The organism is Mucilaginibacter sp. GW821-FHT07G05, assembly GCF_059418565.1.
Map to the genome: position 1 here is coordinate 206,447 of NZ_JBWKQC010000006.1, position 25,796 is coordinate 232,242.

The window sequence follows — 25,796 nt, forward strand, 5'->3', positions numbered from 1 at the left end:
TTTTGCAGGCAACCATTGGTTATGAACCGGCGTAATCCTATTGGATGGGTGCGCTTACGCGTTAAATATGAAAGTATTACTTGTAGAAGATGAGCCTGTACTGGCCGACGAAATGTTGGGATATTTTTCGTCGCAGGGATTTTTGGTAGAGCATGCCGATACTCATATAACCGCTGCCGAAAAGATAGACAGCTATGTTTATGATATTGTGGTACTGGATATTACCCTGCCCGGCGGTTCGGGCATGGAGCTGATACCCGGCATACTTAAGCAAAATGTAGAAACCGGCATTGTCATACTTTCGGCCAAAAACTCGCTGCACGATAAATTGCAGGGCTTAAATCAGGGTGCCGACGATTACCTCACCAAGCCTTTTTACCTTGAAGAACTGAGCGCCAGGCTGCACGCGCTGTTTCGCCGTAAAATGCTGAAGGGAACCGGCAATATCAGGTTTGATGAGTTTACGATAGATCCGCAATCGAAAGTTTTGCTGTATAACGAGGAGGAGATCACCCTCACTAAAAAAGAATACCAGTTACTGCTGTATTTTGTGGTGAACCGTAACCGTGTGGTAAGCAAACCCGCCATTGCCGAACATATCTGGGGCGATCATGTAGATCAGTCGGACAACTTCGATGCCGTGTACGTGCACCTGATGAACCTGCGCAAAAAGCTAAGCAATGCCGCCAATAAAGATTATATAAAAACCGTATACGGCATGGGCTATAAATTTACTGCATGAAACTGCTTACCAAAACCAGTTTACATTACTTATGGGTAAGCATGTCGCTTTTAAGCATCACCTGCGTGCTGCTTTTTTCATTATTAAAGCGTGATGTATCTGCCGAGATAGAAGAACAGCTGGAATTACAGCACGATATGGTTACCGCCGAAATACAAAAAGGTAACCCCGTAAATTTTCCGCTGGTGATGGTAAAGCCCGAAAAAAGCAAAAGCACCGATGCCGTATTCAGCGATACGGTGATGCACGATGCCAGGCAAAATGTGAGCGAAGATTATTACATGCTCACACAATCTAAACTGATCAACGGCAAATATTACCGTATCACCGTAATGACCACCTACATAGGCTGGGATGAATATTTAAAAGCTATTACCACTATATTTATTGTACTGGCCGTACTGCTTATAGTAGCCGGAACAGTGGTTAATTACCTGATAAGCCGTAACGTGTGGAAGCCCTTCTTCACTAACATGCAGCTGTTAAAAAACTTTTCGGTAGCTAAAAACGAAGATCTGGTGTTAACCAAATCAAACATCAATGAGTTTGAGGAGCTTAACGCCGTGATGCTCAGCTTTGCCGACCATGCACGTAAGGAATACAAGGGCTTGCAGGAGTTCTCCGAAAACGCGTCGCACGAGTTGCAAACGCCTATCAGCATTATCAGAACCCGGCTCGATAGTATCAGCCAGCTCCCTTTACCCAACGAAGCGGTCGGTTACCTTGGCGACGCGAAAAGATCGCTTACCCGGCTCAGCAAGGTAAACAAGGGTTTATTGCTGCTGGCCAAGCTCACTCATGATAGCTTTCCCGATCAGCAGGAGATGTCGCTATCGGCTGCACTTAATGATGTTATTAGTCAGTTGGAAGAATTGTTTTTGAGCCGCGGGCTCCAATTACAGCAGCATATAGCCGAGGTAAGCGTAAAGGCAAGTCCGCATTTGGTGAATATCATGCTATCGAACTTATTATCGAACATGCTGAAAAACACCCGGCCGGACGCGGCTTTATCGGTAAGCCTTGATGCGGATAAACTGATCTTTAAAAACGAGGGAGAACCGCTGCCATTCGCGGAAGATATGCTGTTTACCCGTTTTAAAAAGAACAAGAAAGCCCAAAGCGGTATAGGCCTCGGGCTTTCTATAGTAAGGCAAATTTGCCAGGTACATCAGTGGGATATTCAATACAGTTATACCAACCAAACTCACATTTTCACTGTATATCTTAAAGCTGATTAATACCCGGCATTCGCCTAAAATTATTTTATACTGATAGCCAAACCACCACCCGGTGCTATAGCCTGTTTCAGTACTGTTTTTGAGGTAACCTTCATTTTACGAATGGTGTAGCTTTGCGGATTTTTATCATAATCGGCATCCTTGCCATCGGCGTAAATGGTAGCTTCATAAGTTTTGCCTTTGGGCAGATAATCAAATTTAACTACCGCTGTGCGGGCATTTTCGTCGGTCACACTACCTACGTACCACTCGTCTTTACCTTTGGCTTTACGGGCAATGGTGATGTAATCGCCGGGTTCGGCTTCCAGTATATAGGTATCATCCCAATCAACGGCTACGTCTTTAATAAACTGAAACGCGTCCGAAAACTTGTTGTAGGTTTCGGGCAGGTCGGCAGCCATTTGCAGCGGACTGTACATGGTTACATACAGCGCCAGTTGCTTAACCAGCGTAGTGTGCACAAACGAATTATTATCCGGATTGTACGCGTTTATTTTAGTTTGGAAGATGCCCGGTGTATAATCCATCGGCCCGCCAACTAACCTGGTAAAAGGCAAAATAGTGGTGTGATCGGGGTTGTTACCACCGAATGATTCGTACTCGGTACCACGTGCCGCTTCGTTACCAATGAGGTTAGGATAAGTACGTGCCAAACCCGTTGGCCTGATGGCTTCGTGGGCGTTCACCATAATTTTATAATCGGCAGCCTTGGTAATGGCATACAGGTAATGGTTAACCAACCATTGGCCGTAATGGTGCTCGCCACGCGGAATGATCTGCCCTACGTAGCCGCTCTTTACAGCGTTGTAACCATTCTCCACCATAAATTTATAAGCGGTATCTAAATGGCGCTCATAGTTACGTACCGAACCAGAAGTTTCGTGGTGCATAATAATTTTAACGCCTTTTGAGGCCGCGTAGCGGTGCAGTTCTTTCACATCAAAATCAGGATACGGGGTTACAAAATCAAAAACATAGTCTTTGGTTTTGCCAAACCAGTCTTCCCAGCCTTCGTTCCAGCCCTCAACCAGTACGGCATCAAAGCCGTTTTTGGCCGCGAAATCGATATATTCTTTTACATGCGCTGTATTGGCGCCATGTTTACCGTTAGGTTTGGTTTTGCTGTAATCGGTAATGCCCAGCTGCACATTCTCCAGGTCGGTATAGGCCCAGGTGCTTTTACCGGTGATCATTTCCCACCATACGCCAATGTATTTTACGGGTTTTATCCACGATACATCTTTAAACTTAGTAGGCTCGTTCAGGTTATAAACCAGTTTTGATAACAAAATGTCGCCCGCTTTATCGCTTACTATAACCGTACGCCAAGGTGATTGGGTAGGCGCCTGCATGTAGCCTTTATCACCTATTGCATCGGGGGTTAAAAATGATTCGAGCACGAAGTTCTTGTCATCCAGGTTTAACGACATGCACGAGTAATCAACCAGCGCGGCTTCGTGTATGTTGATGTACAAACCATCTTTGCTTTTCATCATCAGCGGGGTTTGCAGCCCGGTTGGCGAAAAGGTGGTTTGCGATACATTGGGTGTTACGGCGGCTTTCATTTTTCCGCGAACTTCCGATAGGTTTGACGTTACGGTGCTGTACTCCTGCGTATCAAAATCGCCGGGCAGCCAAAAGGCTTTATGGTCGCCTGCTAAGGCAAACTGCGTATGCTCTTCCTTAATAATAAAGTAATTAAGGTTAGGTTGCGACGGAAATTCGTACCTGAAACCCAAACCATCGTTAAACAAACGGAAACGGATGCGGATAAACCTGTCTTTAACGGCCTTTTGGCTTAAGGTTACCAGCAACTCGTTATAATGGTTACGGATAGTTTTTTGCTCGCCCCAAACCGGGTTCCAGCTTTCGTCAAAGGTGCTTTGTTCGGTTTTGGTGATGGTAAAGCCATCTAAAAACGAGGGAACATCTTTAGTTTCTAAACCCAGCTTGCTGGTTTTAATAACGTCCTTCTTTTTATAGGTTAACTGATACGTGGGCACGCCACCGGTTTGCAACCCGAAAGTAAGTGTAAGATTTTTGTCGGGCGATGTAATAACCTGGGCTTTTAACATATAAGTACTACTTAAAATTACCAGGATAACAAGTAAAGATCTACGCATTGTTTTAAACAGATTTTGCATTAAGAATATTAATTGGTTGATACAAAATTTGTAAACGTTTAGGCGGAGTGCCTTTTTTTTATTGATAATATAAAAAATTTAAACCCTGTTTTGAATCAATTAGCTATATATCAATATTATATATAAATATCACACAGCAATTATCCTTGATTTATTTAAAAGTTTTTTATGTAGAAACTGGGGATAATGGAAAAAACAGCAGTATGAAAAGGGCGTTTTAAGGTTTAAAAGCCATGGTAATTTTTATGTGATAAATGCCATACTTAAATACGGGTATGTTAAATTGCAATGGTTATACCGTGTTTAATTTATACGGATAATAGTTACATTAGAGCTGCCTGTAAATCCAATTATTACAAATACCTATGGCGATACTAATTATTTTATGTTGTATTATTTTGCTTATCGCGCTGGTAAGCTGGGCTAAGATCAATCCTTTCCTGGCCTTCCTCATCGTATCGGTAACGGCGGGTTTGCTGCTCAAAATCCCCCCGCTTAAGCTAATGGCCTCCATACAAAAAGGACTGGGTGATACGCTTGGATCACTGGTGATCATTATTTGCCTTGGGGCTATGCTGGGCAAGCTGATAGCCGCCAGCGGCGCGGCGCAAAAAATTGCCGAAGTGCTGGTAAACGCCGTGGGTAAAAAATATATACAATGGGCATTGGTGTTCGCGGGTTTCATCATAGGCATTCCCCTGTTTTACGGGATCGGTTTTGTGTTGATGGTGCCGTTGATATTTTCGGTAGTATATAAGTATAAATTGCCTGCGGTTTACATCGGCCTGCCTATGCTGGCCTCGCTTTCGGTAACGCATGGTTTTTTGCCGCCCCACCCCTCGCCCGCGGCGTTGGTAGTACAGTTTAACGCCAATATGGGACTAACGCTGATTTACGGATTGATGATCGCTATCCCGGCTATCATTATCGCGGGGCCCTTATTCGCGCAGCTGTTAAAAAATATCCCCTCAAAACCGCTCGACACCTTTCGCCCGGAAGATATGCCTGCCGATAAACTGCCCGGCGCTTTTAAAAGCTTTTTTATAGCACTGCTGCCGGTGCTTTTACTCATGATGACGGCCGCCTTACCTTACATTTCCAACATCCCGCCGGAACTGTTAAAATGGCTGACTTATATAGGCGAGCCATCTATGGTAATGCTGATCACCCTTGCTGTGGCCACCTATTTTTTAGGTATAAAACAGGGCAAAAGCATGAAGCAGCTCAACGTTATTTATGTTGATGCCATAAAGGATATTGCCGTTATCTTACTCATTATAGGTGGTTCGGGTTCGTTTAAACAGGTATTGACCGATAGCGGCGCGAGTAACGAGATAGGCCTGCAATTGCAAAACCTGCACCTGCACCCGCTTATCCTCGGCTGGTTAATAGCGGCCATTATCAGGGCGAGTTTGGGTTCGGCCACCGTTGCCGGGCTTACCGCCGCGGGCATTATAGGCGCTACCATGCAGCAAAACCATGTAGACCCTAACCTGATGGTACTTTCCATTGGCGCGGGTAGCCTCGCCTTTTCGCACGTTAACGATTCGGGCTTTTGGCTATATAAAGAGTATTTTAACCTTACTATTAAGGATACCTTCAAGTCGTGGTCGGCCATGGAATCATTAATAGCCGTGGTGGGCTTGGGTGGGGTGATGCTGCTTAATGTGTTTGTTGGTTAACTTTATTCTTTTTAACTTACGCTTATGCGGAATATCACACAGAAAGAAATCCCCAGATCAATAATAAAAGGAGGAGGAGGCATTGGCATTGATGCCAATTTTTTAGATGGTAAAGGAAAAATACTTTTTTTAAACCCGGTGTGCACTATCTTGGGAATGGGCGATATCCCACATACCATGTTTACTACCCCGCAATTTCAGGAAGTGGCTTTACCTCCAAATATTACTGAGCGTATTTACGAATTAAAGAGGTTTATTTTTCAACCAACTTTCTCAAAGCCCGACTTAATAAAAAAGGACTACGCAGTTATACCAAAATGGATAAGCGACTTCAAAAACATTGAAGAACTAATTTTCAGACATGTGACATTAGACCATTTGGAGGATATTACAGATGTGCCTGTTCAACATTTAATATTTGAGGATATTAAGTTTAACGACGATAAAAGATTGATCGAAGCAATTGCAAAATTCAAAAACCTGAAAGAGATCTCTCATGACCAATCGCTCACCGAAGAACTTATAACATCGTTAAAGAATCCAAGCCTGAAATTAACGGTTATTACTGAACACGAATAAGATTAGCCCTGCACCTTATGCATATCTGCAAAAACCTGTAATGCCCGCGAAGGCGGTACATCTTTGCGGTAAATGAGTACGGTGGTCATGGTGCCCAGTTCCTTATTCAGCGGAAAAGCAATCAGTTTGCGCCCTGCATAATAATGCTCAATAACTTCGGCTGGTAAAATAGTAATGCCCAGTCCGGCTTCCACAAAATTGATAATGCCCTCCAATGAGTTAAGCACGATGCTTTTATATTTAATGATCCCCTTCGCGCTTAACCACGATTCCAGCCTTGCCCTGAAAATGCAGCCCTGATCAAACACTATAATTTTTACCGGTTGCTTATTCAGCACCTCGCTTATTTTAGCCGTTTGGGCCGATGATACGATCACCAATTGCTCATCCCTGATATGGATCTGATCCAGTTCGGGCTGACTTACCGGAGCCGAAACAAAAGCCGCATCCAGCTTAAAATTCAACACCTCGCTGATCAGCGTACTCCGCATAGCCGACCGGAATTCCAGGTCGACATCCGGGTAGTTTTCGGCAAAATAGTTGATAATTTCGGGGGCCTTTAATGCCATGGTGGTTTCAATGCAGCCAATTTTTAACTGGCCTATTATTTGCCCTGCATTTTTAATATCGTACTTAGCCTCATCAATCAGGTGATTTATTTTTTTGCAATACTGCATCAACGTTTCGCCCGCCGTTGTAAGCGCCACCTTGCGCGATGTACGTGTGAACAACTCTACCCCAAACTCATCCTCCAGGCTTTTAATGCGTGCCGTTACGTTTGATTGTACGGTAAAGGTAGCTTCGGCAGCCTTGGTAAAACTGCCGTGTGCCGCTACCGCTTCAAATATTTTAAGGTCGTTGGTATTCATATCCTGTCTGCAATAATTCTATTAATCACTTTTAAAGATTTAAAACATCATTTTAAATCGTTTTTAATAATTAAATATTGAGATTAATTTTGACATAAACAAACAGAAAATGAAAAATCTCATCAACGCCGGCATATCTGTACTCGCCATATCAGCCATGCTGATCAGTGGATTACAGGCAAACGCGCAACAAACACAAACCAATAAATCAACAACAATGGAAACTTCAGCAATTCACTACAACAACATTAAGGCAAACGGCCTTAACATATTTTATCGCGAGGCCGGCCCGGCCGGGGCACCCACTATTTTACTGCTGCATGGCTACCCTACCTCATCGCACATGTTCAGGAACCTGATACCAATATTAAGCGCAAAATACCATGTATTAGCACCGGACCTGCCCGGCTTCGGCTTTTCCGACGCGCCAGACCATACCCAATTTCAATACACTTTTGACAACTTTGCCAAAACCATGCAGGCATTTATTGATGCCAAAGGCATTAAACGCTTTGCCATATATGTGTTTGATTACGGCGCGCCTACAGGTTACCGCCTGGCGTTGGCTAATCCCGAAAAGATAACCGGCATTATCTCACAAAACGGTAACGCTTATGAAGAAGGCCTAAGCACCGGTTGGAACCCGATACAAAAGTACTGGCAATATCCATCGGCAGAGAACAGGGCTTCCCTGAAACAGTTCGTATCAAAAGAAGCTACCTTGTTCCAATACGTTCACGGGGTAAGCGACCCAACTTTAATTGCACCCGAAACTTACACCATGGATCAATACTTTTTAGATCGCCCGGGTAACCTGGATATACAAATGGATATATTGTTAGATTACCGCACCAACGTTGCGCTCTACCCTCAATTTCAGGCTTACTTTCGCCAATACAAACCAAAATTGCTGGCGGTTTGGGGCAGTAACGATCCGTTCTTTTTACCCGCCGGAGCCGAAGCTTACAAACGTGATGATCCTAATGCCACTGTTAAATTTTACAACACAGGCCATTTCGCTTTAGAAACCCATAGTAAAGAAATAGGCGCGGATATATTGAACTTTATGCAGGGACTGCCTAAATAATAACTTGTCTCGTCTATTAAATACGCCGCCTTAATAACAAGGCGGCGTATTTTTTTCATCCGGAATTAATCGCAAATTCAGCAAATTATGGCCTCAACGCGCTAAATAAAGCCAGTGTTAACAATTATGAAATTGCCTTAACATTTCCCGCTTTTCCAGCGTAATTTTATTACTTTTTACCGTACCTTTGCGCCTTAATTAGTACCATGATCTATTTCTTTTCAAATAAGGCAGGTATCGTATTTGCCGTACAGATGGAACAATCGCTCCAACCATCAGATATTTCAAAATTAAGCTGGTTATTCGGGGGCGCTCAATTAGAGCAAGCCGGTGTATTAAACGACTTTTATGTGGGTCCGCGCGCTGCCATGATCACACCATGGAGTACCAACGCGGTAGAGATAACCCAGAATATGGATATCCACGGCATTTTGAGGATAGAAGAATTTACTAAGGTTGATGCCGATTTCTCGGGCTTCGACCCTATGCTATCGCAAAAATACAAAGAGCTTAACCAGGATATTTATACCATTAACCTGCAGCCTGAAGCCATACTTGAAATAGACGACATCGCGGCCTATAACAAACAAGAGGGTTTATCGCTAAGCGACGAAGAGGTTACTTATTTGAACGAACTGGCAACCAAACTGGGCCGTAAACTTACCGATTCGGAAGTATTCGGCTTTTCGCAGGTAAACTCCGAGCATTGCCGCCACAAAATATTCAACGGCAAATTTGTTATTGATGGCGAAGAGCAACCGGTATCGCTATTTAAACTGATCCGTAAAACATCCGAAACCAATCCTAACGGCATTGTTTCGGCCTATAAGGATAATGTGGCCTTTGTTAAGGGCCCGGTAGTACAGCAATTTGCACCCGAACGTGCCGATGTACCTGCTTACTACGAAATAAAACATTTTCAATCGGTAATATCATTAAAAGCTGAAACCCATAACTTCCCAACCACTGTTGAGCCTTTTAACGGCGCGGCAACCGGTTCGGGCGGCGAAATCAGGGACAGACTGGCAGGTGGTAAAGGTTCGTTGCCTTTGGCCGGTACCGCTGTTTATATGACGGCCTTATCGCGTTTAGCGAAAGACAGGCCATGGGAAAACGGCGTGCAAGAGCGCCAGTGGTTATACCAGGCCCCTGTTGATATATTGATAAAAGCATCAAACGGTGCATCTGATTTTGGTAACAAATTTGGTCAGCCGCTTATTACCGGCTCGGTGCTTACCTTTGAGCACGAGGAAAACTCAAGAAAATTGGGTTACGATAAGGTAATTATGCAGGCAGGTGGTATTGGTTACGGCAAAGCCGACCAAGCTGCCAAAGCAAGCCCGCAGGTTGATGATAAAATTGTGATACTGGGCGGCGACAATTACCGTATTGGTATGGGCGGCGCGGCAGTATCATCGGCCGATACCGGTGCCTTTGGCTCGGGTATTGAGCTTAACGCTATACAACGCTCAAACCCCGAAATGCAAAAAAGGGTTGCCAATGCCGTTCGTGGCTTGGTGGAGAGCGATCATAACACCATTATTTCAATCCACGATCATGGCGCGGGTGGTCACCTGAACTGCCTGTCGGAACTGGTGGAAGAAACCGGTGGTAAAATTGACCTGGATAAATTACCTGTAGGCGACCCTACCCTTTCGGCCAAAGAAATTATCGGCAACGAATCGCAGGAGCGTATGGGTTTGGTGATAGGCCAGGAGAATATCGACACCCTACAACGCATTGCCGACCGCGAACGCGCGCCGATGTATACCGTTGGTGACGTAACCGGCGATCATCGCTTTACTTTTGAATCGGCCACTACAGGCGCCAAACCAATGGACCTGAAAATGGAAGACATGTTTGGCAGCTCGCCAAAAGTGGTAATGCACGATAGCACCATTGAGCGCCAATACGAGCCTGTAACTTACGATCCGGCATTGCTTGCAACTTACCTTGAACAAGTATTACAACTGGAAGCCGTAGCCAGCAAAGATTGGCTGGTAAATAAGGTTGACCGTTGCGTAGGCGGCCGTGTTGCCAAGCAACAATGTGCCGGTCCGCTGCAATTACCGCTAAACAACGTGGGTGTTATGGCACTTGATTTTCAGGGTAAAGATGGTATAGCCACATCAATAGGCCACGCGCCTTTATCAGCATTGATTAACCCGGCAGCGGGCAGCCGCAATGCCATTGCCGAATCACTTTCAAACATTGTTTGGGCACCTTTGCAAGATGGCCTAACCAGCGTATCGTTATCGGCCAACTGGATGTGGGCTTGTAAAAATGAAGGTGAAGATGCCCGCTTATACCGTGCGGTTGAAGCCTGCTCGGCTTTCGCCATCGATTTGGGTATCAATATTCCTACCGGTAAAGATTCTTTATCGATGAAACAGAAGTACAAAGACGGCGAAGTTATTGCACCGGGTACGGTTATTATATCGGCAGCCGGCCATTGCGATGACATTACCGCGGTTGTTGAACCTGTTTTACGCAAAAGCGGCGGCGCTATTTATTACATCAATTTATCAGGCGATACTTATAAACTGGGCGGTTCTTCTTTCGCGCAGATACTGAACAAAATAGGTACCGAAACCCCTGACATTACCGATGCCGCGGCATTTAAAAATACATTTAATACTATACAGCAATTAATTAAGGCAGGCCATATACAGGCAGGTCATGATATTGGCAGCGGTGGTTTGATCACTACCCTGTTAGAGCTTTGCTTTGCTGACCGTGATCTGGGTGCCGATATCGACCTGAGCTCATTGGGTTCGCAGGATATTATTGAAACCTTATTTGCCGAAAACATCGGTATCGTTTTCCAGGCAGATGCTGCCGCTGAGGCTGTGTTGGAAGCTAATAACGTAGCTCACCATAAAATTGGTAACGTCACTTCATCAGCCGCTTTAAAAGTTAAAAACGCCGCCGGCGAATGGGCTTTTGATATAGATCATTTACGCGATGTATGGGCAACTACCTCATACCTGCTCGATCAAAAACAAAGTGGACCGGTTAAAGCCAAAGAACGTTTTGATAACTACAAACATCAGGTACTGAAATATACTTTCCCGGCTGCTTTTGACGGTAAAAAACCGGCTATTGAAGCAGGTAAACCTCGCCCGAAAGCCGCCATACTGCGCGAAAAGGGCAGCAACTCCGAAAGGGAACTGGCCAACGCCATGTACCTTGCCGGTTTTGATGTAAAAGACGTACACATGACCGACTTAATATCGGGTCGTGAAACTTTGGAAGATATACAATTTATCGGCGCGGTTGGTGGTTTCTCTAATTCGGATGTACTGGGTTCAGCTAAAGGCTGGGCAGGCGCGTTCCTTTATAACGAGAAAGCTAAGATAGCTTTGGAGAATTTCTTTAAACGCGAAGATACCCTATCGGTAGGCGTTTGTAATGGCTGCCAGCTTTTTGTTGAGCTGGGCCTCATCAACCCAACACATGCCGATAAGCCAAAAATGCTGCATAATGATAGCCACAAGCACGAAAGCATCTTTACATCGTTAACGGTGCAGGAGAACAACTCGGTAATGCTATCGGGCCTTGCAGGCAGCACACTGGGTGTTTGGGTATCACACGGCGAAGGTAAATTCCATTTGCCATACAGCGAAGATCAATACAACATTGTAGCCAAATACGCTTACGAAAGCTACCCGGCAAGCCCTAATGGTTCGGCATATAACACCGCCATGATGTGCGATACCACCGGCAGGCACCTGGTAATGATGCCGCATATTGAGCGTTCATTGTTCCAATGGCACTGGGCTAACTACCCTGAAGGCCGCAAAGACGAAGTAACCCCTTGGATGGCCGCTTTTGTTAACGCCAAAAATTGGTTGGAAAACAAAGCGAAATAAGCTACAGCGAAATACATACAATCATACAAATGCCCCGATCAGTATTGACCAGGGCATTTTTTGTTATAAGAGAATATCTTTTTTAAGCCACCACCTGGTAAACAGTTACCGGTTTTGATTTATTTTTGAGGCTTACGTCGCCTATTTTTTCGCAGCTGAAAGATTCTTTGGCTTTTTCGTAAACTTCTTCGGTAATTAATATCTGCCCGCCCTTGGCTGCTGCCTGCAGGCGTTGTGCCAAATTCACCACGTCGCCAATTACGGTATAGTCGAGCCGTTTTAAGGAGGCCGAACCGATATTGCCCGAGATCATTTCTCCGGAATTGATACCGATAGATACGGCCGGTTTGTAAACCTCACCATCACTGTTGATCTCTTCGGCACTGTTTATTTTGGCGTTAACGGCAAGCGCGGCTTCAATAGCACGGTCGAGGTGATAATCACCCCTGAAAACGGCCATCACCGCGTCGCCTATAAATTTATCAACGTGGCCATTGTGGGCTATAATTTCGGTTACCATAGTATCAAACAAACCGTTGAGCAATTTTACTACCGTGTTGGCCGGTACCTTTTCGGTAATGGCGGTAAAGCCGCATATATCAATAAATACTACGGTGGCATCAACCAGGTTGTTCGACAACAGGCTTTGCTCAAACTCCTTGTGCGTCATGAAATTGAGCACATTTTCGTCCACATACATTTTAAGGATGTTGTTCTCCTTAATGGCCTTCATGGTTTCCTGCAACTGCTTTACGTATTGTATGGTTTTCTCCATGGTGAGGTCGAGGTCGGCAAAATCAACCGGCTTTACCACAAAATCAAAAGCGCCGCGGTTCATGGCGGTACGGATATTTTGCATGTCGCCATAGGCCGATACCACTACCGCTTTCAGCATGGGGTTGGCTTCGGGCAGACGGCTTAACAGGGTTAGGCCATCCATTACGGGCATGTTGATATCACTAAGAATAATATCCAGATCGGGGTGTTCTTTTACCCTTTCCAGCGCCTCTTCGCCATTTTGCGCGAAAATAAACTCATATACATTTTCCCTGATCTTGCGCCTGAATTTTTGTTTTACCAGCAGCTCCAGATCAGCTTCATCATCCACTACTAATATCTTAGCCATTATGTTTTTAAGTTTTTCAAGTTCTCTTTTAACAATTTAAAATCGAGCGGCTTGGTTAAATAGTTATTGGCTCCATTTTCCATCGCCTGCCTTTTATTCTCTTCATCATCGTACGCGGTGATCATCATTACCACAATGGGTGGGGGCGCGTCATAATCGTGCCTGATGCGCGACAGCAGTTCGATACCGCTCATGCCCGGCATGTTAATGTCCGACAGGATGAGCACCACTTCCGAATGTTTATCTTTCAAATAATCCAGCGCCTTTTCGCCCGACAGGGCAAAATCAAATTCCACTTCGTGATTGCGTATCTCTTTACGAAACTGCTGCAAAAATAACGATTGCACGTCCTCTTCGTCGTCAACTACCAGTATTTTCATTTCAATATTTTTAATCAGGCTACAGGCAAAATAATAGTAAACAGTGTGTATTCGCCTTCTTTGCTATCAATTTCGAGTTTGCCGCCATGGCCTTTCGCTATAATATCATAACTAAGCGATAGCCCCAAACCTGTACCCTCGCCGGTTGGCTTGGTGGTAAAAAACGGCTGCAATATTTTATCCTTCACCGCATCGGGAATACCGATACCATTATCCCAAACCTTTATGATGAGGTTTTTACCGCTTACCGATGTGGTCAGCTTCAGTTCGGGCCTGAAACTGCCGCCCAGCGATTTTTGCTTTTGCTGTACCGCGTAAAAGGCATTGGTAAACAGGTTGAGCAACACCCGGCCCACATCCTGCGAAATAATGTTCACCATCGGTAATCCCTGTCCAAAATCGGTGATCAGTTCGGCATTAAAGGTTTTGTCTTTAGCGCGTAAGCCGTGGTACGAGAGACGTAAGTATTCGTCGGCCAGTTTGTTAATATCAGTAGGCTCCTTTATGTTGTTATTGGCACGACTGTGTTGCAGCATGCCTTTTACAATACCATCGGCACGTTTGCCGTGGTGACGAATTTTTTCGAGGTTTTGCTTGATGTCTGCCGCGATAGCCATGGCTTCTTCCATATCGCCCTTTTGCAGCTCCTCACCCATTTCATCGATCAGCTCCACGCTTACTTCCGAAAAATTGTTTACAAAGTTCAGCGGGTTCTGTATTTCATGCGCTATACCGGCGGTAAGTTCACCTAATGATGCCAGTTTTTCCTGCTGGATGAGTTGCGCCTGGGTTTCTTTAAGCAGCTTTACGGTTTGCTGCAGTTCGTTCTTTTGTTTGGTAAGCTCGGCGGTACGTTCGGCCACCATCATATCCAGCTCATTATTACGGATACTGGCCACGCGCAGCTCGTCCATTTGCTTTTTTGAATAGCCGCGAAGCACAAAGATCCAGGCAAAAGCAGCCAGGTTAGCCAGCTGAAAAGAATCATCGTACTTATGGTAAAACTTACTCGCAACAAGCTCTACAACGGCGGACAGCAGTGTAGTTATTATTAAAGGATAGTGTGCCTTAGCCAAAAACTGGAATCGCTTAAAGTCGTCTTCCTCCCTCAAATAATAAACAGCGCCCAGCAGCAGCAATCCCGAAATAAACGAATTAACCACATCGCTCGAGTAAATGCTGAGCACAATAAAAGCCCCTATGCAACCGCCAATGGCCGAACGCAGCGTATTGTTCCATTTAAGTTTAATATCGGGCAAAAAGGCAATTTCTTTTTGTATGCGCCTTATCAGCAAAACAATGGCCAGGTATGTAAAAAAGAACATGCTTACAATTTATTTATGTGACTAAAGGTAACCTAAGTTGTTGATTATCGTTGTAACTTTTATCTGCCGACACAGCAGTATAAAATGCCTTGATCCAGTGCCGGCGAAGTGTAAACCGGGCAAAGAGGTATTGTATAGAAGCAGGTCGGTGTTAATTATCAATAAATAACTTAAAATATTAGCTAATAAACAAATTTGAAGTGGAAAAGGCTGAAAGCGGAAAGGTGAAAGCTGAAAGGCGGAAAGGTAAAAGGTCAATGACTAAATGCCAAATGACAAAATGCCGAATGACTAAGATAAACCTTTATATTTAGCCACTAAACATGTATACCCAATGCAATTTGAACAGGCAGCGGAATTTATTTTGAATAAGATGCAAAGGGAACTGCCTGCACATCTTACCTATCACGATGTTGAGCATACGCGCGATGTGGTCAATGCGGCTAAACAGCTTGCCCAGCTTGAAAATGTTGATGCCGATGATACACAGCTGCTGCTTACAGCTGCTATGTACCATGATGCCGGGCATATTGTGAAGAGCGAAGGCCATGAAGAGGAATCGTGCCTTATTGCCGGGAAAACTCTGCCTAATTACGGTTATACCCCGGCACAAATTGAACAGATCTGCGGTATAATAAGGGCTACCCGCTTACCGCAGTCGCCCGCCAACCATTTGGAGCAGATTATTGCCGATGCCGATTTGGATTACCTGGGCCGTGATGATTTTTTTACCATCAGCCATAAACTCTACCTGGAGCTTGCGCATACGGGCGCGGTAACCAACGAAAATGAGTGGAATAAAAAACAGATAGATTTTCTGGAAAACCATCGTTATTTTACAAAAACAGCAATAAATTTAAGGCAAGCTAAAAAAGAACAGAATATAGAGCAGATTAAAAGTCAAAATTCTAACTTAGCGGAGTAATGAAAAAGATAGCCGTATCCCACTGGATAACCGACGTATTTTACACCGTACTGGGCATATTATTTTGCGGTTTTGCCCTTAAAAGCTTTTTAATACCCAACTCCTTTTTTGATGGCGGGGTTACGGGGATGTCGTTACTCATACACGAGATCTACCATATTAACATTGCTTATGTGATCATTCTGCTGAATATCCCTTTCATTATTATGGGGGCATTCCAGGTGAATAACACGTTCGCTATTAAAACTTTGGTAGCGGTTGTAGGCCTCGGGCTTTGCCTGTTATTTATCCCATACCCGCAGATCACGTCAGATAAATTACTGGTATCCATCTTCGGCGGTGTGTTTATGGGGATAGGCGTGGGGCTGGCCATACGCGGTGGTTGCGCTTTAGATGGCATTGAGGTGCTGGCACTTTATACCGGCAGGCGCATCAGCTTTACCGTGAGCGAAATTATACTGGGTATCAATATCATCATCTTCCTCATTGCCGCTATCGATCTGGGTTTACCCACTGCACTATACTCTATACTTACCTATTATACCGCTTCCAGAACCATCAGTTTTGTTATTGAGGGATTGGAAGAGTATACCGGCGTAACCATAATTTCTGCCGATAGCGAAGAAGTTAAAAGGCGTTTGGTGATGGAACTCGGTCGTGGTATTACCATATACAAAGGCGAGCGCGGCTTTTTAAAAGAGAGCTTTGATATAAGTCAGCCGGTTGATATTGTATTTACGGTAATTACCCGTTTAGAGGTAAGGCGCCTGCGCAACCTGGTACACGAAATTGACCCAAAGGCTTTTGTATTTACCAGCACTATTAAAGAAGCAGCCGGCGGCGTACTTAAACGCAGGGCAAGGCACTAATTATTCTTTTTATTTAATACGATTCTGTTAAACTGATTAGGGGCACCGTTGCCTTTAAGCCGGTAATGTATTGCCTATGAATTTATCGTGCACACTTAAAAACATACGCGTCAAAAAATCTAAAATAAGATGCGTCTTTGTGCATCTCCTAAACTATAAAACTCAATAAAATCTTTTCGCGGTAATACGTTTTAACCCGATATACACGTTATAACATCAGTTAAAAAGCTTGTTTATCGCCAGCTACGCCACTTTTACGACATTTAATTGATAACGAAGCAATTAGCTGAAAATATTTCATTTTTTATTTACAACCTTTAGGAATATTCATTAACTTAGCCTTCAAACTTATCAATATGAAAACAGCACTCACTCCAACCGTTCTCCAGTTCCTGGTAGATGAAGGTTTCCAGATATGCCTTTCTAAAACAAGTTCTATTTTTACCAAGAAGGCCAGGTTTTGTACCACGCTAACCCCAGCCAAATTCGATTCCATGCCTGATCGCAGTACCGGCCTCTTCGATAACTTTTTTGCCATTAAAGCCGAACCTGTAGTAATGGCACAGGGACTATACGATACCATTGTTTTAGTTGACATGGACATCACCACCTGGCAAGCTTACGAAACCAAAGTATTGAAGGTTAAAAAACGCAAAACTACTGCCAAAACTGCCCGTAAACAGTACGATCTGGTTGCTTAGTTAAACGTTTTATAAAGTGTTGTAATTACAATAATCTATTAGTTATCAGCTTGTAAACTTATTGTGACGTTTTAAATATGCGCCATTTGCATTAGCGGGTTAACGAAAAAAAGCGGTATTATTGGGATAATTAATTTAAACCCAATTATTCTGAATCTTTACCACGTAATGCACAAAAAGTCATTCTTTTCAAAAGTGATGCCCACTATTTTCCTTGCGGCATCTGTTTCGTTCAACACAGTAGCCCAAACGGCAAAAAAGCCCGAAGATAACCGTTTCACCAAAGTAGTGCTGGCACAAGGCGTTGAAGAACCCATGCAGTTCCAGATACTTAAGGACGGCCGCGTAATATATGCCGAACGCAAAGGCAAGCTCAAAGTTTACGACCCCGCCACAGCCAAAGTGACCGTAGTAGCCGACATACCGGTGAGCACCAAATATGTAAGCCGCACCGGCGAGGTATCTGATGCCGAGGATGGCTTACAAGGCGTAATTTTAGATCCCGATTACGAAAAAAATCACTGGATCTACCTCTTTTATTCCCCTGCCGGTACCGAATCAAAGAATATACTGGTACGCTATACCTGGTTGGGTAAAGAGCTGATAGCCGCCTCAAAAAAGGTGGTACTGGAGGTAGATGTACAACGTTTTGAGTGCTGCCATGTGGGTGGCGGTATGGTTTTCGATAAAGATAAGAACTTGTACCTAAGCACCGGCGATAACACTTTCTCCCGCGCGTCTGACGGCTTTAGTCCGCTGGATGAGCGCCCCGGAAAATCAGAGCAGGATTCGCAAAAATCATCACCGAACAGTAACGATCTGCGCGGTAAGATCCTGAAGATCCACCCCGAGGCCGATGGTACTTATACCATTCCCGAAGGAAACCTTTTCCCGAAAGGAACACCAAAAACACGCCCCGAAATTTATACCATGGGTAACCGTAACCCATGGCGTTTAACTATCGACAGCAAAACCGGCTGGTTATACTGGGGCGAGGTTGGTCCGGATGGATCAGCGGATGATTTGGAAAAACGCGGGCCACAATCATACGATGAGTTTAATCGCGCAAAAAAACCAGGCTTTTTTGGCTGGCCATATTTTGTGGCCGATAACAAGGCTTACCGCAAATATGATTTCGCTACCAAACAATCGGGCGATTTCTTTAGCGCCGAGCACCCGGTTAACAATTCGCCTAATAACACCGGCTTAAATGAGCTCCCCCCTGCAACGCCTGCGTTTATATGGTACGGCAAGGCTACCAACACGCAATTTCCGCTGTTAGAAAGCGGCGGTAACAGTGCCGTTGGCGGACCTATATTTCACAAAGATGACTTTAAAGGCGCGAAACGCCCCTTCCCTGACTATTACGAGGGCAAATGGCTCATTACCGACTGGGTACGTGGCTGGATAAACGCGGTAGAAATGGACGAGAACGGCGACTACAAATCAATGGAACGCTTTTTACCCGACCTGAAACTGCGCGGACCTATCGATATGAAGTTTGGTCCCGATGGTGACCTTTATGTACTGGAATATGGTAACGGTTATTTTAGGGATAACCCCGAAGCCGAGCTGATAAAGATTGAGTTTAACGGCGGCAACAGGCGCCCGCAGGTGCAGGCAACCGCCAATAAAACAGCAGGCGCGGTACCGCTTAAAGTGAGTTTTTCATCTGCCGGAACAAAGGATTTCGACGAAGGCGACGTATTGAGCTATGAGTGGAAAATCACCAAAAAAGGAGCGATATACAAGGTGCTGAAACAAGCAGATCCGTCGCTGACCTTTACTACGCCGGGCGTGTACAAGGCCACCCTTACCGTAACCGATTTAAAAGGCGCTAAAAACAGCAAAACCATTGATATTAAAGCAGGCAACGAACCGCCGGTGGTTAACTTCAATGTAACAGCGGGCAATTCGAGTTTCTTCTTTCCGGGTAAAAGCATTGCCTACAATGTAAGCGTGAGCGATAAGGAAGACGGCAGTCTCGCCAATAAAAAGATATTGCCTGCACAGGTTTCGGTAACGGCCAATTACTTATCAGAAGGATATAACCTTACCGATATTGCCCAAAGGCAGTTAAGTGCCGATGCTAATGCACAATTCGCAGGCGCGATAGCGCTGATGAATAAAAGCGATTGTAAATCGTGCCATTCGGTGAAGGATAAAATATTAGGACCATCATTTACCGAGGTTGCCAAGAAATACAAAGATGATGGCGGCGCGCAAACCGCGTTGGTTAAAAAGATCATCACCGGAGGTTCGGGTGTTTGGGGCGATGCCATGATGCCTGCCCACCCTGCGTTAAAGGAAAGTGATGCCAATGCCATTGTAAAATATATATTGAGCCTGAGCACTACACCGCGCGCAGCCAAATCATTACCTGTACGCAGCACTTACACCCCGATTGTGCCAGAGGGTGATAATCCCGACGGTACCTTTATACTCCGTGCCGCTTACACGGATAGGGGCAGCAAACTGGCCCCGGCGCAAATGAGCGAGAAAATAATGGTATTGCACAGCCCGCTATTGCCGGTATCGCAAGTGGTCGAATCAACCAATTTTGCATTTAACCGCGATAGTACGGTTGCACGTCCGCAAGGCGAAAACGCCGCGCTGAAATTTAAAAAGATCGATTTGACAGATATTAATCATCTCGAATTACTTGTTAACCCGGTAAAGGATGCTGCGGCTAAAGGCAATATCGAAGTTTATTCGGGCTCGGCACAGGGCAAATTGCTGGGTAAGTATACAGGTACTTATACCGATCTGAAATCGGTAAACATACCGCTAACAGGTGCAGCGGGAGTAACCGATTTGTACCTGGTATTTAACGGTGCTCCGTTGCGGTTAAACGGGATTCGGTTTGCTGATAAGGAATAGTGGTGTGTAACTTGTGACGGCGATTAGAGAGCTTTGACAACTTTCAAAAAGTTGTCAAAGCTGAAATGACAGCGATTGGGACTTAACGCGACGAGATTGCTTCGTACCTCGCAATGACAAGTATAGAAATGAGCGGTAAAATTGCATTGGGCAATATTACCGCTCATCTTTTTTTATAGCTTTACCTTATGGATACGGTACAGGTTTTTAAACACTTTAACGAGTTAACCCCAACAGAGCTTTACGAGATGCTGCGCCTGCGTAGCGAGATTTTTGTAGTGGAGCAGAATTGCATTTTTCTGGATATGGATAATAAGGATCAGAAGTGCCATCACCTGCTGCTCTATAAAAACGATCAATTGGTGGCTTACGCGCGCGTTGTACCGGCGGGTATCTCCTACCCCGAGGCATCCATCGGCAGAATTGTTACCGGCAGCACGGTAAGGGGTACGGGCATGGGCAAAATTTTGGTGCAGGCAGCTATTGATGCCTGCTTTAATTTATACGGTAATCAAACTATCCGCATAGGGGCGCAACTTTACGCCAAAAAGTTTTACGAAGGTTTAGGCTTTGTTGAAGAAGGCGAAATTTACGATGAAGACGGTATCGATCACGTTGAAATGATCCTTGATCCGGCTGCTAAATAACTATAGCAGCTGATGGGTTTCCTTAATAATATCCATCACAAAAATACTTTTGGTTTGCCCAAGACCGGCAACTTCACCCAACTGGTTCACAAAAAAATCGTGGTAGCTATCCATGCTTTCTGATACTATTTTGAGCATAAAATCGAAGTCGCCCGAAATATTGTAGCATTCCAGCACCTCCTTAAATTGCATTACGGCGTTGATAAATTCGGCACCCGCCTTTTTATTATGCTCGCGCAGGGTGATCATGCAAATTACCATAATGCCTTTGTTCACCATGCGCTTATCCAATATGGCCGCGTAGTGCTTAATTACGCCTGTTTTTTCCAGCCTTTTTATACGCTCGTGGGTGGGCGTGGCGCTTAAGTTGATCCTGGCGGCAATATCACGCACGGTTAGCTTGGGATCGGTTTCCAGTAAACGCAATATATCGTGGTCTTTTTCATCTAACGGCACGGGCACCTTTTTAGTTTGTTCTTTTGCTGATGTCATAATTTATGGCAAAGAATACTTTTGTTCTTTTCGTTTATCCAATTTATAAATTTTGTTCCAAATAATTATTAAAAAATAATTATAAAATCTACCTGATTAATTTTGTCGGAACAAAATTCGATATTATGAGTTTAAAAAAGAACAGCATCCTCATTATAGCCTCCATGGCCATATTTGTGGAAGCTTTAGATATAGCGATCATTAACCTCACCATTCCATCCATCCAAAACCAGTTCAGCCTGAGTAACGATGAGGTGCAATGGCTGCAAACTTTATATGTGCTGCTCTATGGCGGTTTCCTGATCATCGGCGGCAAACTGTCCGACCTGATTGGCCGCAAGCGGGTATTTATAGCTGGGGCCATCCTGTTTTTGGTTACCTCTTTGGGGGCGGGGCTGTCGGGTTCGTTTATTATGCTGGCCGTGTTCAGGGCGGTGCAGGGTTTGGCGGCGGCACTGATCATGCCGGCGGCGCTTTCCATAGTTACCCACACCTTTACCGAAAAGCATGAGCGCAGTAAGGCCATCGGCATTTTCAGTTCGTTCGCTGCGGTGGGTTCGGGCAGCGGGCTATCAATTGGCGGTATCATCAGCACTTATTGGGGCTGGCATTGGGTATTCCTCATCAATGTGCCTATCCTTGCTTTTGTAATTGTAGCAGCCTGGCTTTACCTGGCCAACGACCTGCATTTTCATCCACCCAAAATGGCCGATATAACTTCCGGGTTATTATTAGTAGCAGGGTTATTAATGCTAAGTTATGGCGTGCACCAGTTAGGCGAAATTAAAGAACATTACCTTTCTATAAGCGCCATACTTATCGGGGCTGTGCTGTGCTTCGTGATACTTTACCGACGGTTTACTAAACAGGCGCAACCACTTATCGACCTGTCTATCTTTCGTTCGGCTACTATATCAACGGCTAACGGGGTGTTTATTTTATTGGGGGCTTTCTTTACAGGTTACCTGTTCATTATATCGCTGCTGCTGCAAAAAGACATGCACTACAGCGCGGCCGAAGCGGGTATTTTACTGGTACCTTTCAGCATATTATCGGCCATGGTGGCCAAATTTATTATTCCGCTGATGATAAAGAAAATCACTATTCGTCAGTTGGGTACCCTGGGTATGGCTATGATGGCTATCGGCGGACTGTTGCTTTTCATGAGCATCTTGTCGGGACATTCATTACTACTGCTATTGCTCTCGGCAGCCTGCGTGTCGGGCATCGGTATGACCATCTGCTTCACCAGTCTATCCGTACTGGCGGTTGAGGGTGTGCCCACGCAGCATTACGGCCTGGCATCCAGCCTTACCAGCACTTCTTACTTTTTAGGCGCGGGTATCGGCCTGTCCATCCTAAGCCTTTTTATGCAGCAGGATGCAAGCGCGGCCGCGGTTAACCATATTTCTATGGTGATACTTTGCGCTTATGCCTTTATCGGCTTGGCTTGGCTGGTGATCTTCATCAGCCGGGGCAACGCTTATAAACTGGGGATGGCGGGTAAATCTTAGAAGGAGTACGCGTTAATTAACTCATCCGGTCTTTGCTGCGCTCGACCACCTTCTCTGCTGCGCAAAGAAGGTTTTTTTAGAATTATTGATTTTTCCGCTTTCAGCTTTTTCTTTTCCACGCCCTCTTTACGAAGTAGAGAGGGTCGACCAGCGTAGCGTAGTCGGGGTGAGTTGATCAACTACTTAATCACACAAGCTCAATGCCTGCCGCAAATCCTCAATAATATATTCCGGATCTTCCAGCCCTACATACATGCGCATCATTTGGTGACGTTCGTTAGCAACGTCATATTCATGGTTGTTTATAGATGCCAGTACCGGCATTACCAGGCTTTCGTGCCCGCCCCATGATACGCCCATTAGTATATGTTTGAGACCATTACAAAAACGTTCTATCTTTTCTTCGGATGAATTTTTGAGCGTGAAGCTGAACAAACCGCCACAACCCTGCATTTGCCTGCGCGCTAATTCAGCCTGTTTATGATCGGGGTTGAAAGGCCAGTATACCTTATCAACGGCATCATGCGTGCGTAAGTAAGCCGTAACCAGTTTAGCGGTTTCAAAGCTACGCTGAATGCGCAGCGGCAAGGTGCGTAATCCACGGATCATGAGCCATGCTGTTTGAGGTGACAAGGCCGCGCCGATGTTCATAAACTCATTATTGAACAATTGCTCCATCAGCGCTTTGCTGCCGGTAAGTACACCTGCAACAATATCAGAGTGCCCGCCAATATATTTAGTGGCCGATTGCGCTACCAAATCAATACCCATACTTATCGGTTTTTGAAACAGCGGACTGCAATAGCTATTATCTATCATGGTGATGATCCCTTTCGATTTTGCAAAATCCGCTATGCGGGTAATATCCTGCAACTCAAAGGTGAGCGTGTTAGGGCTTTCGAGGTAGATGAGGCGCGTATTGAATTGAGTGGCATCAATAAAATTTTGCACATCATTGCCATTAACAAACGTGGCGGTTACGCCGTATTTGCCAAGCACATTGCTAAATAGTTTTTCTACCCAGTTGTAAGGATTTTTGATGGCCACCACATGGTCGCCTTGTTTAAGCAAACTAATAAGCGGCACCGCTATGGCGGCTATACCACTGCTGAACAGTAAGGCATCTTCGGCACCATCTAATGCTGCCAGTTTTTTACGCAAGATGTTGAGCGTAGGATTTTGCCCGCGCGAGTAAATGCCGGCTTCAAATTCATTAGCCATAGCCTGCCTGAAATCGGCCACGGTTTTAAAAGCAAAGTTACTGCTTTGCATTACAGGTGGCGAAATGGCATTAAAGTAGTTCTCGCGGTCTTCTCCTAACTCGTTTAGGATAAATGATAGTTCCATTTTAGGGTTTGGGGATTGGTTTTTGGTTTCTTTTGGTTAGATAATATATGATGAGGCCCGCAACAAATGTGCAGAAGCAAACTATTGCGGCCCGAGGATTATTGATGAATATGGTAACGGTAACAAACAGGTACGACGCGATAAATATCAGCGGAATAAGCGGGAACAGTTTGATCTTGTAGATCCCTTTTATATCGTGCTGCTCCTTCTTTTTACGTAAAATAAAAATGGAGCTTGCCGCTATTGAAAGGCCTATGGTATCAAAAAACATCACATAATCCAGCATCTTTTTAAAGGAGCTTACAAACAGTAAAATCACCAATATGGCTCCTACAAAAAATGTAAGGCCAAACTCCTGCACCTGGCTCTTGCTGTTAACACGTTTAAATAATTGGGGTAAAATGCCGTCTTCGGCCATTGCATAGTAAACCCGCGGATTGGCCATAATGTTTACATTGATGTAAGCCAGCACCGATGCGAACATCAGTATAGATGTTATTTTATACCCCGTAACACCAAACAATACACCGGCGAGTTTGGCCGCAATAGCCTGATCGCCCTGCAAACCGCCCAGGCCTAAAACCTTTATATAACAGAAGTTTATAAGCAGGTACAATACCACCACCGTTATTACGCCTAAAAAAATGGCCTTGGGTATATTGGTTTTGGGATTGATGATGTCGCCGCCGAAATTTATGGTTTGCTGATAGCCACCATAGGTGAAAAACACCGCTACCAAACTTAGCCCCAAAGCGCTTAATTTACCGGCGGGGTGACGGGTGGCCTCCAGAGCAGGTAATGTGGCGTCGCTTTTAAACACGGCGGTGCACAATATCAGTATCAATACCACTTTAAATATGGTGAGCGCGTTTTGGGTTCGGGCGCTCATTTTTATACCTATATAATTAATAATATATAATATAAATACCGATGATACCGTAAGTATGCGTACGCCCATGGTATTTTGCAAGCCCTCCGGCATCAGCAAGGGATTGATGTAGGTCGCGCCGATAAGCGCCACCGCCCCTACCGAAGCGGCATTGCTGATCACCAGCACCCAATTGATCATGAACGCGAATGCCGGGTTAAAGCAGTAAGATACCACCTTATAAAAACCACCCGTATTGGGGTACCGTGAACCTATTTCGGCGAAGGTGAGCGCGCCGCACAAACTTACCGCCCCGCCAAACACCCACACCGCGAAATACAGGTACACATTATCGGTATGGTTGGCTACTTCGTAAGGTGTAGCAAAAATACCCATGCCTATAATAAGGCTGATAACGATCATGTACAGATCAAAACGGTTAAGTTTTGGAATTATCCCCATAAATGCCGTTCTTATATAAATATTCCTTGCATTTTTTAAATATAGTA

General features: G+C 44.8%; 20 protein-coding genes. 12 read left to right on the forward strand and 8 right to left on the reverse strand.

Translation table 11 applies throughout. The features are described from left to right. Positions 1-67 precede the first annotated feature (67 nt). Complete coding sequence (locus tag AC07NA_RS16655) at positions 68-742, forward strand: response regulator transcription factor (protein ID WP_494898729.1); 675 nt, start codon at positions 68-70, stop codon at positions 740-742. Next, positions 739-1,980, forward strand: a complete 1,242-nt coding sequence (locus tag AC07NA_RS16660) for a sensor histidine kinase (protein WP_494898730.1) — start codon at positions 739-741, stop codon at positions 1,978-1,980. Before AC07NA_RS16655 ends, AC07NA_RS16660 begins: the two co-directional genes overlap by 4 nt. A 20-nt stretch (positions 1,981-2,000) precedes the next feature. On the opposite strand, the gene AC07NA_RS16665 is transcribed toward AC07NA_RS16660, so the two are convergent. Continuing rightward, positions 2,001-4,055, reverse strand: a complete 2,055-nt coding sequence (locus AC07NA_RS16665; RefSeq protein ID WP_494898731.1) for a glycoside hydrolase family 97 protein — start codon at positions 4,053-4,055, stop codon at positions 2,001-2,003. A 434-nt stretch (positions 4,056-4,489) separates the two neighbouring features. Here AC07NA_RS16665 and AC07NA_RS16670 point away from each other — a divergent pair, with 434 nt between their 5' ends. After that, positions 4,490-5,806 (forward strand): gluconate:H+ symporter, encoded by a 1,317-nt coding sequence (locus tag AC07NA_RS16670; protein ID WP_494898732.1) that lies wholly within the window; start codon positions 4,490-4,492, stop codon positions 5,804-5,806. Between the two features lie 24 nt (positions 5,807-5,830). Beyond that, on the forward strand, positions 5,831-6,385 hold the full coding sequence (locus AC07NA_RS16675; RefSeq protein WP_494898733.1) for a hypothetical protein: 555 nt from the start codon (positions 5,831-5,833) through the stop codon (positions 6,383-6,385). 2 nt (positions 6,386-6,387) lie between these two features. On the opposite strand, the gene AC07NA_RS16680 is transcribed toward AC07NA_RS16675, so the two are convergent. Further along, complete coding sequence (locus tag AC07NA_RS16680; protein WP_494898734.1) at positions 6,388-7,254, reverse strand: LysR family transcriptional regulator; 867 nt, start codon at positions 7,252-7,254, stop codon at positions 6,388-6,390. Between the two features lie 109 nt (positions 7,255-7,363). Here AC07NA_RS16680 and AC07NA_RS16685 point away from each other — a divergent pair, with 109 nt between their 5' ends. Both AC07NA_RS16685 and purL read left to right on the forward strand, forming a co-directional pair. Then, a complete protein-coding gene (locus AC07NA_RS16685) occupies positions 7,364-8,341 on the forward strand; it encodes an alpha/beta fold hydrolase (RefSeq protein WP_494898735.1) in 978 nt (325 codons plus the stop codon). A gap of 206 nt (positions 8,342-8,547) precedes the next feature. After that, complete coding sequence (gene purL, locus AC07NA_RS16690; protein ID WP_494898736.1) at positions 8,548-12,213, forward strand: phosphoribosylformylglycinamidine synthase; 3,666 nt, start codon at positions 8,548-8,550, stop codon at positions 12,211-12,213. Between the two features lie 82 nt (positions 12,214-12,295). On the opposite strand, the gene AC07NA_RS16695 is transcribed toward purL, so the two are convergent. The 3 genes from AC07NA_RS16695 to AC07NA_RS16705 are packed head-to-tail and all read right to left on the reverse strand — an operon-like array spanning position 12,296 to position 15,044. Continuing rightward, a complete protein-coding gene (locus AC07NA_RS16695) occupies positions 12,296-13,339 on the reverse strand; it encodes an adenylate/guanylate cyclase domain-containing protein (RefSeq protein WP_494898737.1) in 1,044 nt (347 codons plus the stop codon). Continuing rightward, positions 13,339-13,719 carry a response regulator gene (locus tag AC07NA_RS16700; protein ID WP_494898738.1) on the reverse strand — a complete coding sequence of 127 codons (381 nt, stop codon included), beginning with the start codon at positions 13,717-13,719 and terminating at the stop codon, positions 13,339-13,341. Before AC07NA_RS16700 ends, AC07NA_RS16695 begins: the two co-directional genes overlap by 1 nt. A gap of 14 nt (positions 13,720-13,733) precedes the next feature. After that, on the reverse strand, positions 13,734-15,044 hold the full coding sequence (locus AC07NA_RS16705) for a sensor histidine kinase (RefSeq protein ID WP_494898739.1): 1,311 nt from the start codon (positions 15,042-15,044) through the stop codon (positions 13,734-13,736). Positions 15,045-15,417: 373 nt separating this feature from the next. Between AC07NA_RS16705 and AC07NA_RS16710 the strand changes: the two genes are divergently transcribed. The 5 genes from AC07NA_RS16710 to AC07NA_RS16730 all read left to right on the forward strand — a co-directional run bounded on the left by AC07NA_RS16710 (position 15,418) and on the right by AC07NA_RS16730 (position 21,066). Then, positions 15,418-15,969, forward strand: a complete 552-nt coding sequence (locus AC07NA_RS16710) for an HD domain-containing protein (protein WP_494898741.1) — start codon at positions 15,418-15,420, stop codon at positions 15,967-15,969. Beyond that, positions 15,969-16,838, forward strand: a complete 870-nt coding sequence (locus AC07NA_RS16715) for a YitT family protein (protein WP_494898742.1) — start codon at positions 15,969-15,971, stop codon at positions 16,836-16,838. The genes AC07NA_RS16710 and AC07NA_RS16715 overlap by 1 nt, the downstream gene beginning before the upstream one ends. A gap of 356 nt (positions 16,839-17,194) precedes the next feature. After that, a complete protein-coding gene (locus AC07NA_RS16720) occupies positions 17,195-17,539 on the forward strand; it encodes a hypothetical protein (protein ID WP_494898743.1) in 345 nt (114 codons plus the stop codon). 168 nt (positions 17,540-17,707) lie between these two features. Next, positions 17,708-20,419 (forward strand): PQQ-dependent sugar dehydrogenase, encoded by a 2,712-nt coding sequence (locus tag AC07NA_RS16725; protein ID WP_494898744.1) that lies wholly within the window; start codon positions 17,708-17,710, stop codon positions 20,417-20,419. A gap of 188 nt (positions 20,420-20,607) precedes the next feature. Further along, positions 20,608-21,066, forward strand: coding sequence for a GNAT family N-acetyltransferase (locus tag AC07NA_RS16730; protein WP_494898745.1), 459 nt, complete (start codon positions 20,608-20,610; stop codon positions 21,064-21,066). Here AC07NA_RS16730 and AC07NA_RS16735 read toward each other — a convergent pair whose 3' ends face one another. Beyond that, entirely contained in the window at positions 21,067-21,558 is a 492-nt protein-coding gene (locus AC07NA_RS16735) for an Lrp/AsnC family transcriptional regulator (protein ID WP_494898746.1), read from the reverse strand. A gap of 125 nt (positions 21,559-21,683) precedes the next feature. On the opposite strand from AC07NA_RS16735, the gene AC07NA_RS16740 reads away from it, so the two are divergent. Beyond that, a complete protein-coding gene (locus AC07NA_RS16740) occupies positions 21,684-23,072 on the forward strand; it encodes an MFS transporter (RefSeq protein ID WP_494898747.1) in 1,389 nt (462 codons plus the stop codon). Between the two features lie 183 nt (positions 23,073-23,255). On the opposite strand, the gene AC07NA_RS16745 is transcribed toward AC07NA_RS16740, so the two are convergent. Together AC07NA_RS16745 and AC07NA_RS16750 are read right to left on the reverse strand one after the other, a co-directional pair. Continuing rightward, the gene (locus AC07NA_RS16745; RefSeq protein WP_494898748.1) at positions 23,256-24,419 is read right to left on the reverse strand and encodes a trans-sulfuration enzyme family protein; all 1,164 of its coding nucleotides are present in this window, start codon (positions 24,417-24,419) and stop codon (positions 23,256-23,258) included. A gap of 1 nt (position 24,420) precedes the next feature. Continuing rightward, positions 24,421-25,749, reverse strand: coding sequence for an APC family permease (locus AC07NA_RS16750; protein WP_494898749.1), 1,329 nt, complete (start codon positions 25,747-25,749; stop codon positions 24,421-24,423). Positions 25,750-25,796: the final 47 nt, after the last annotated feature.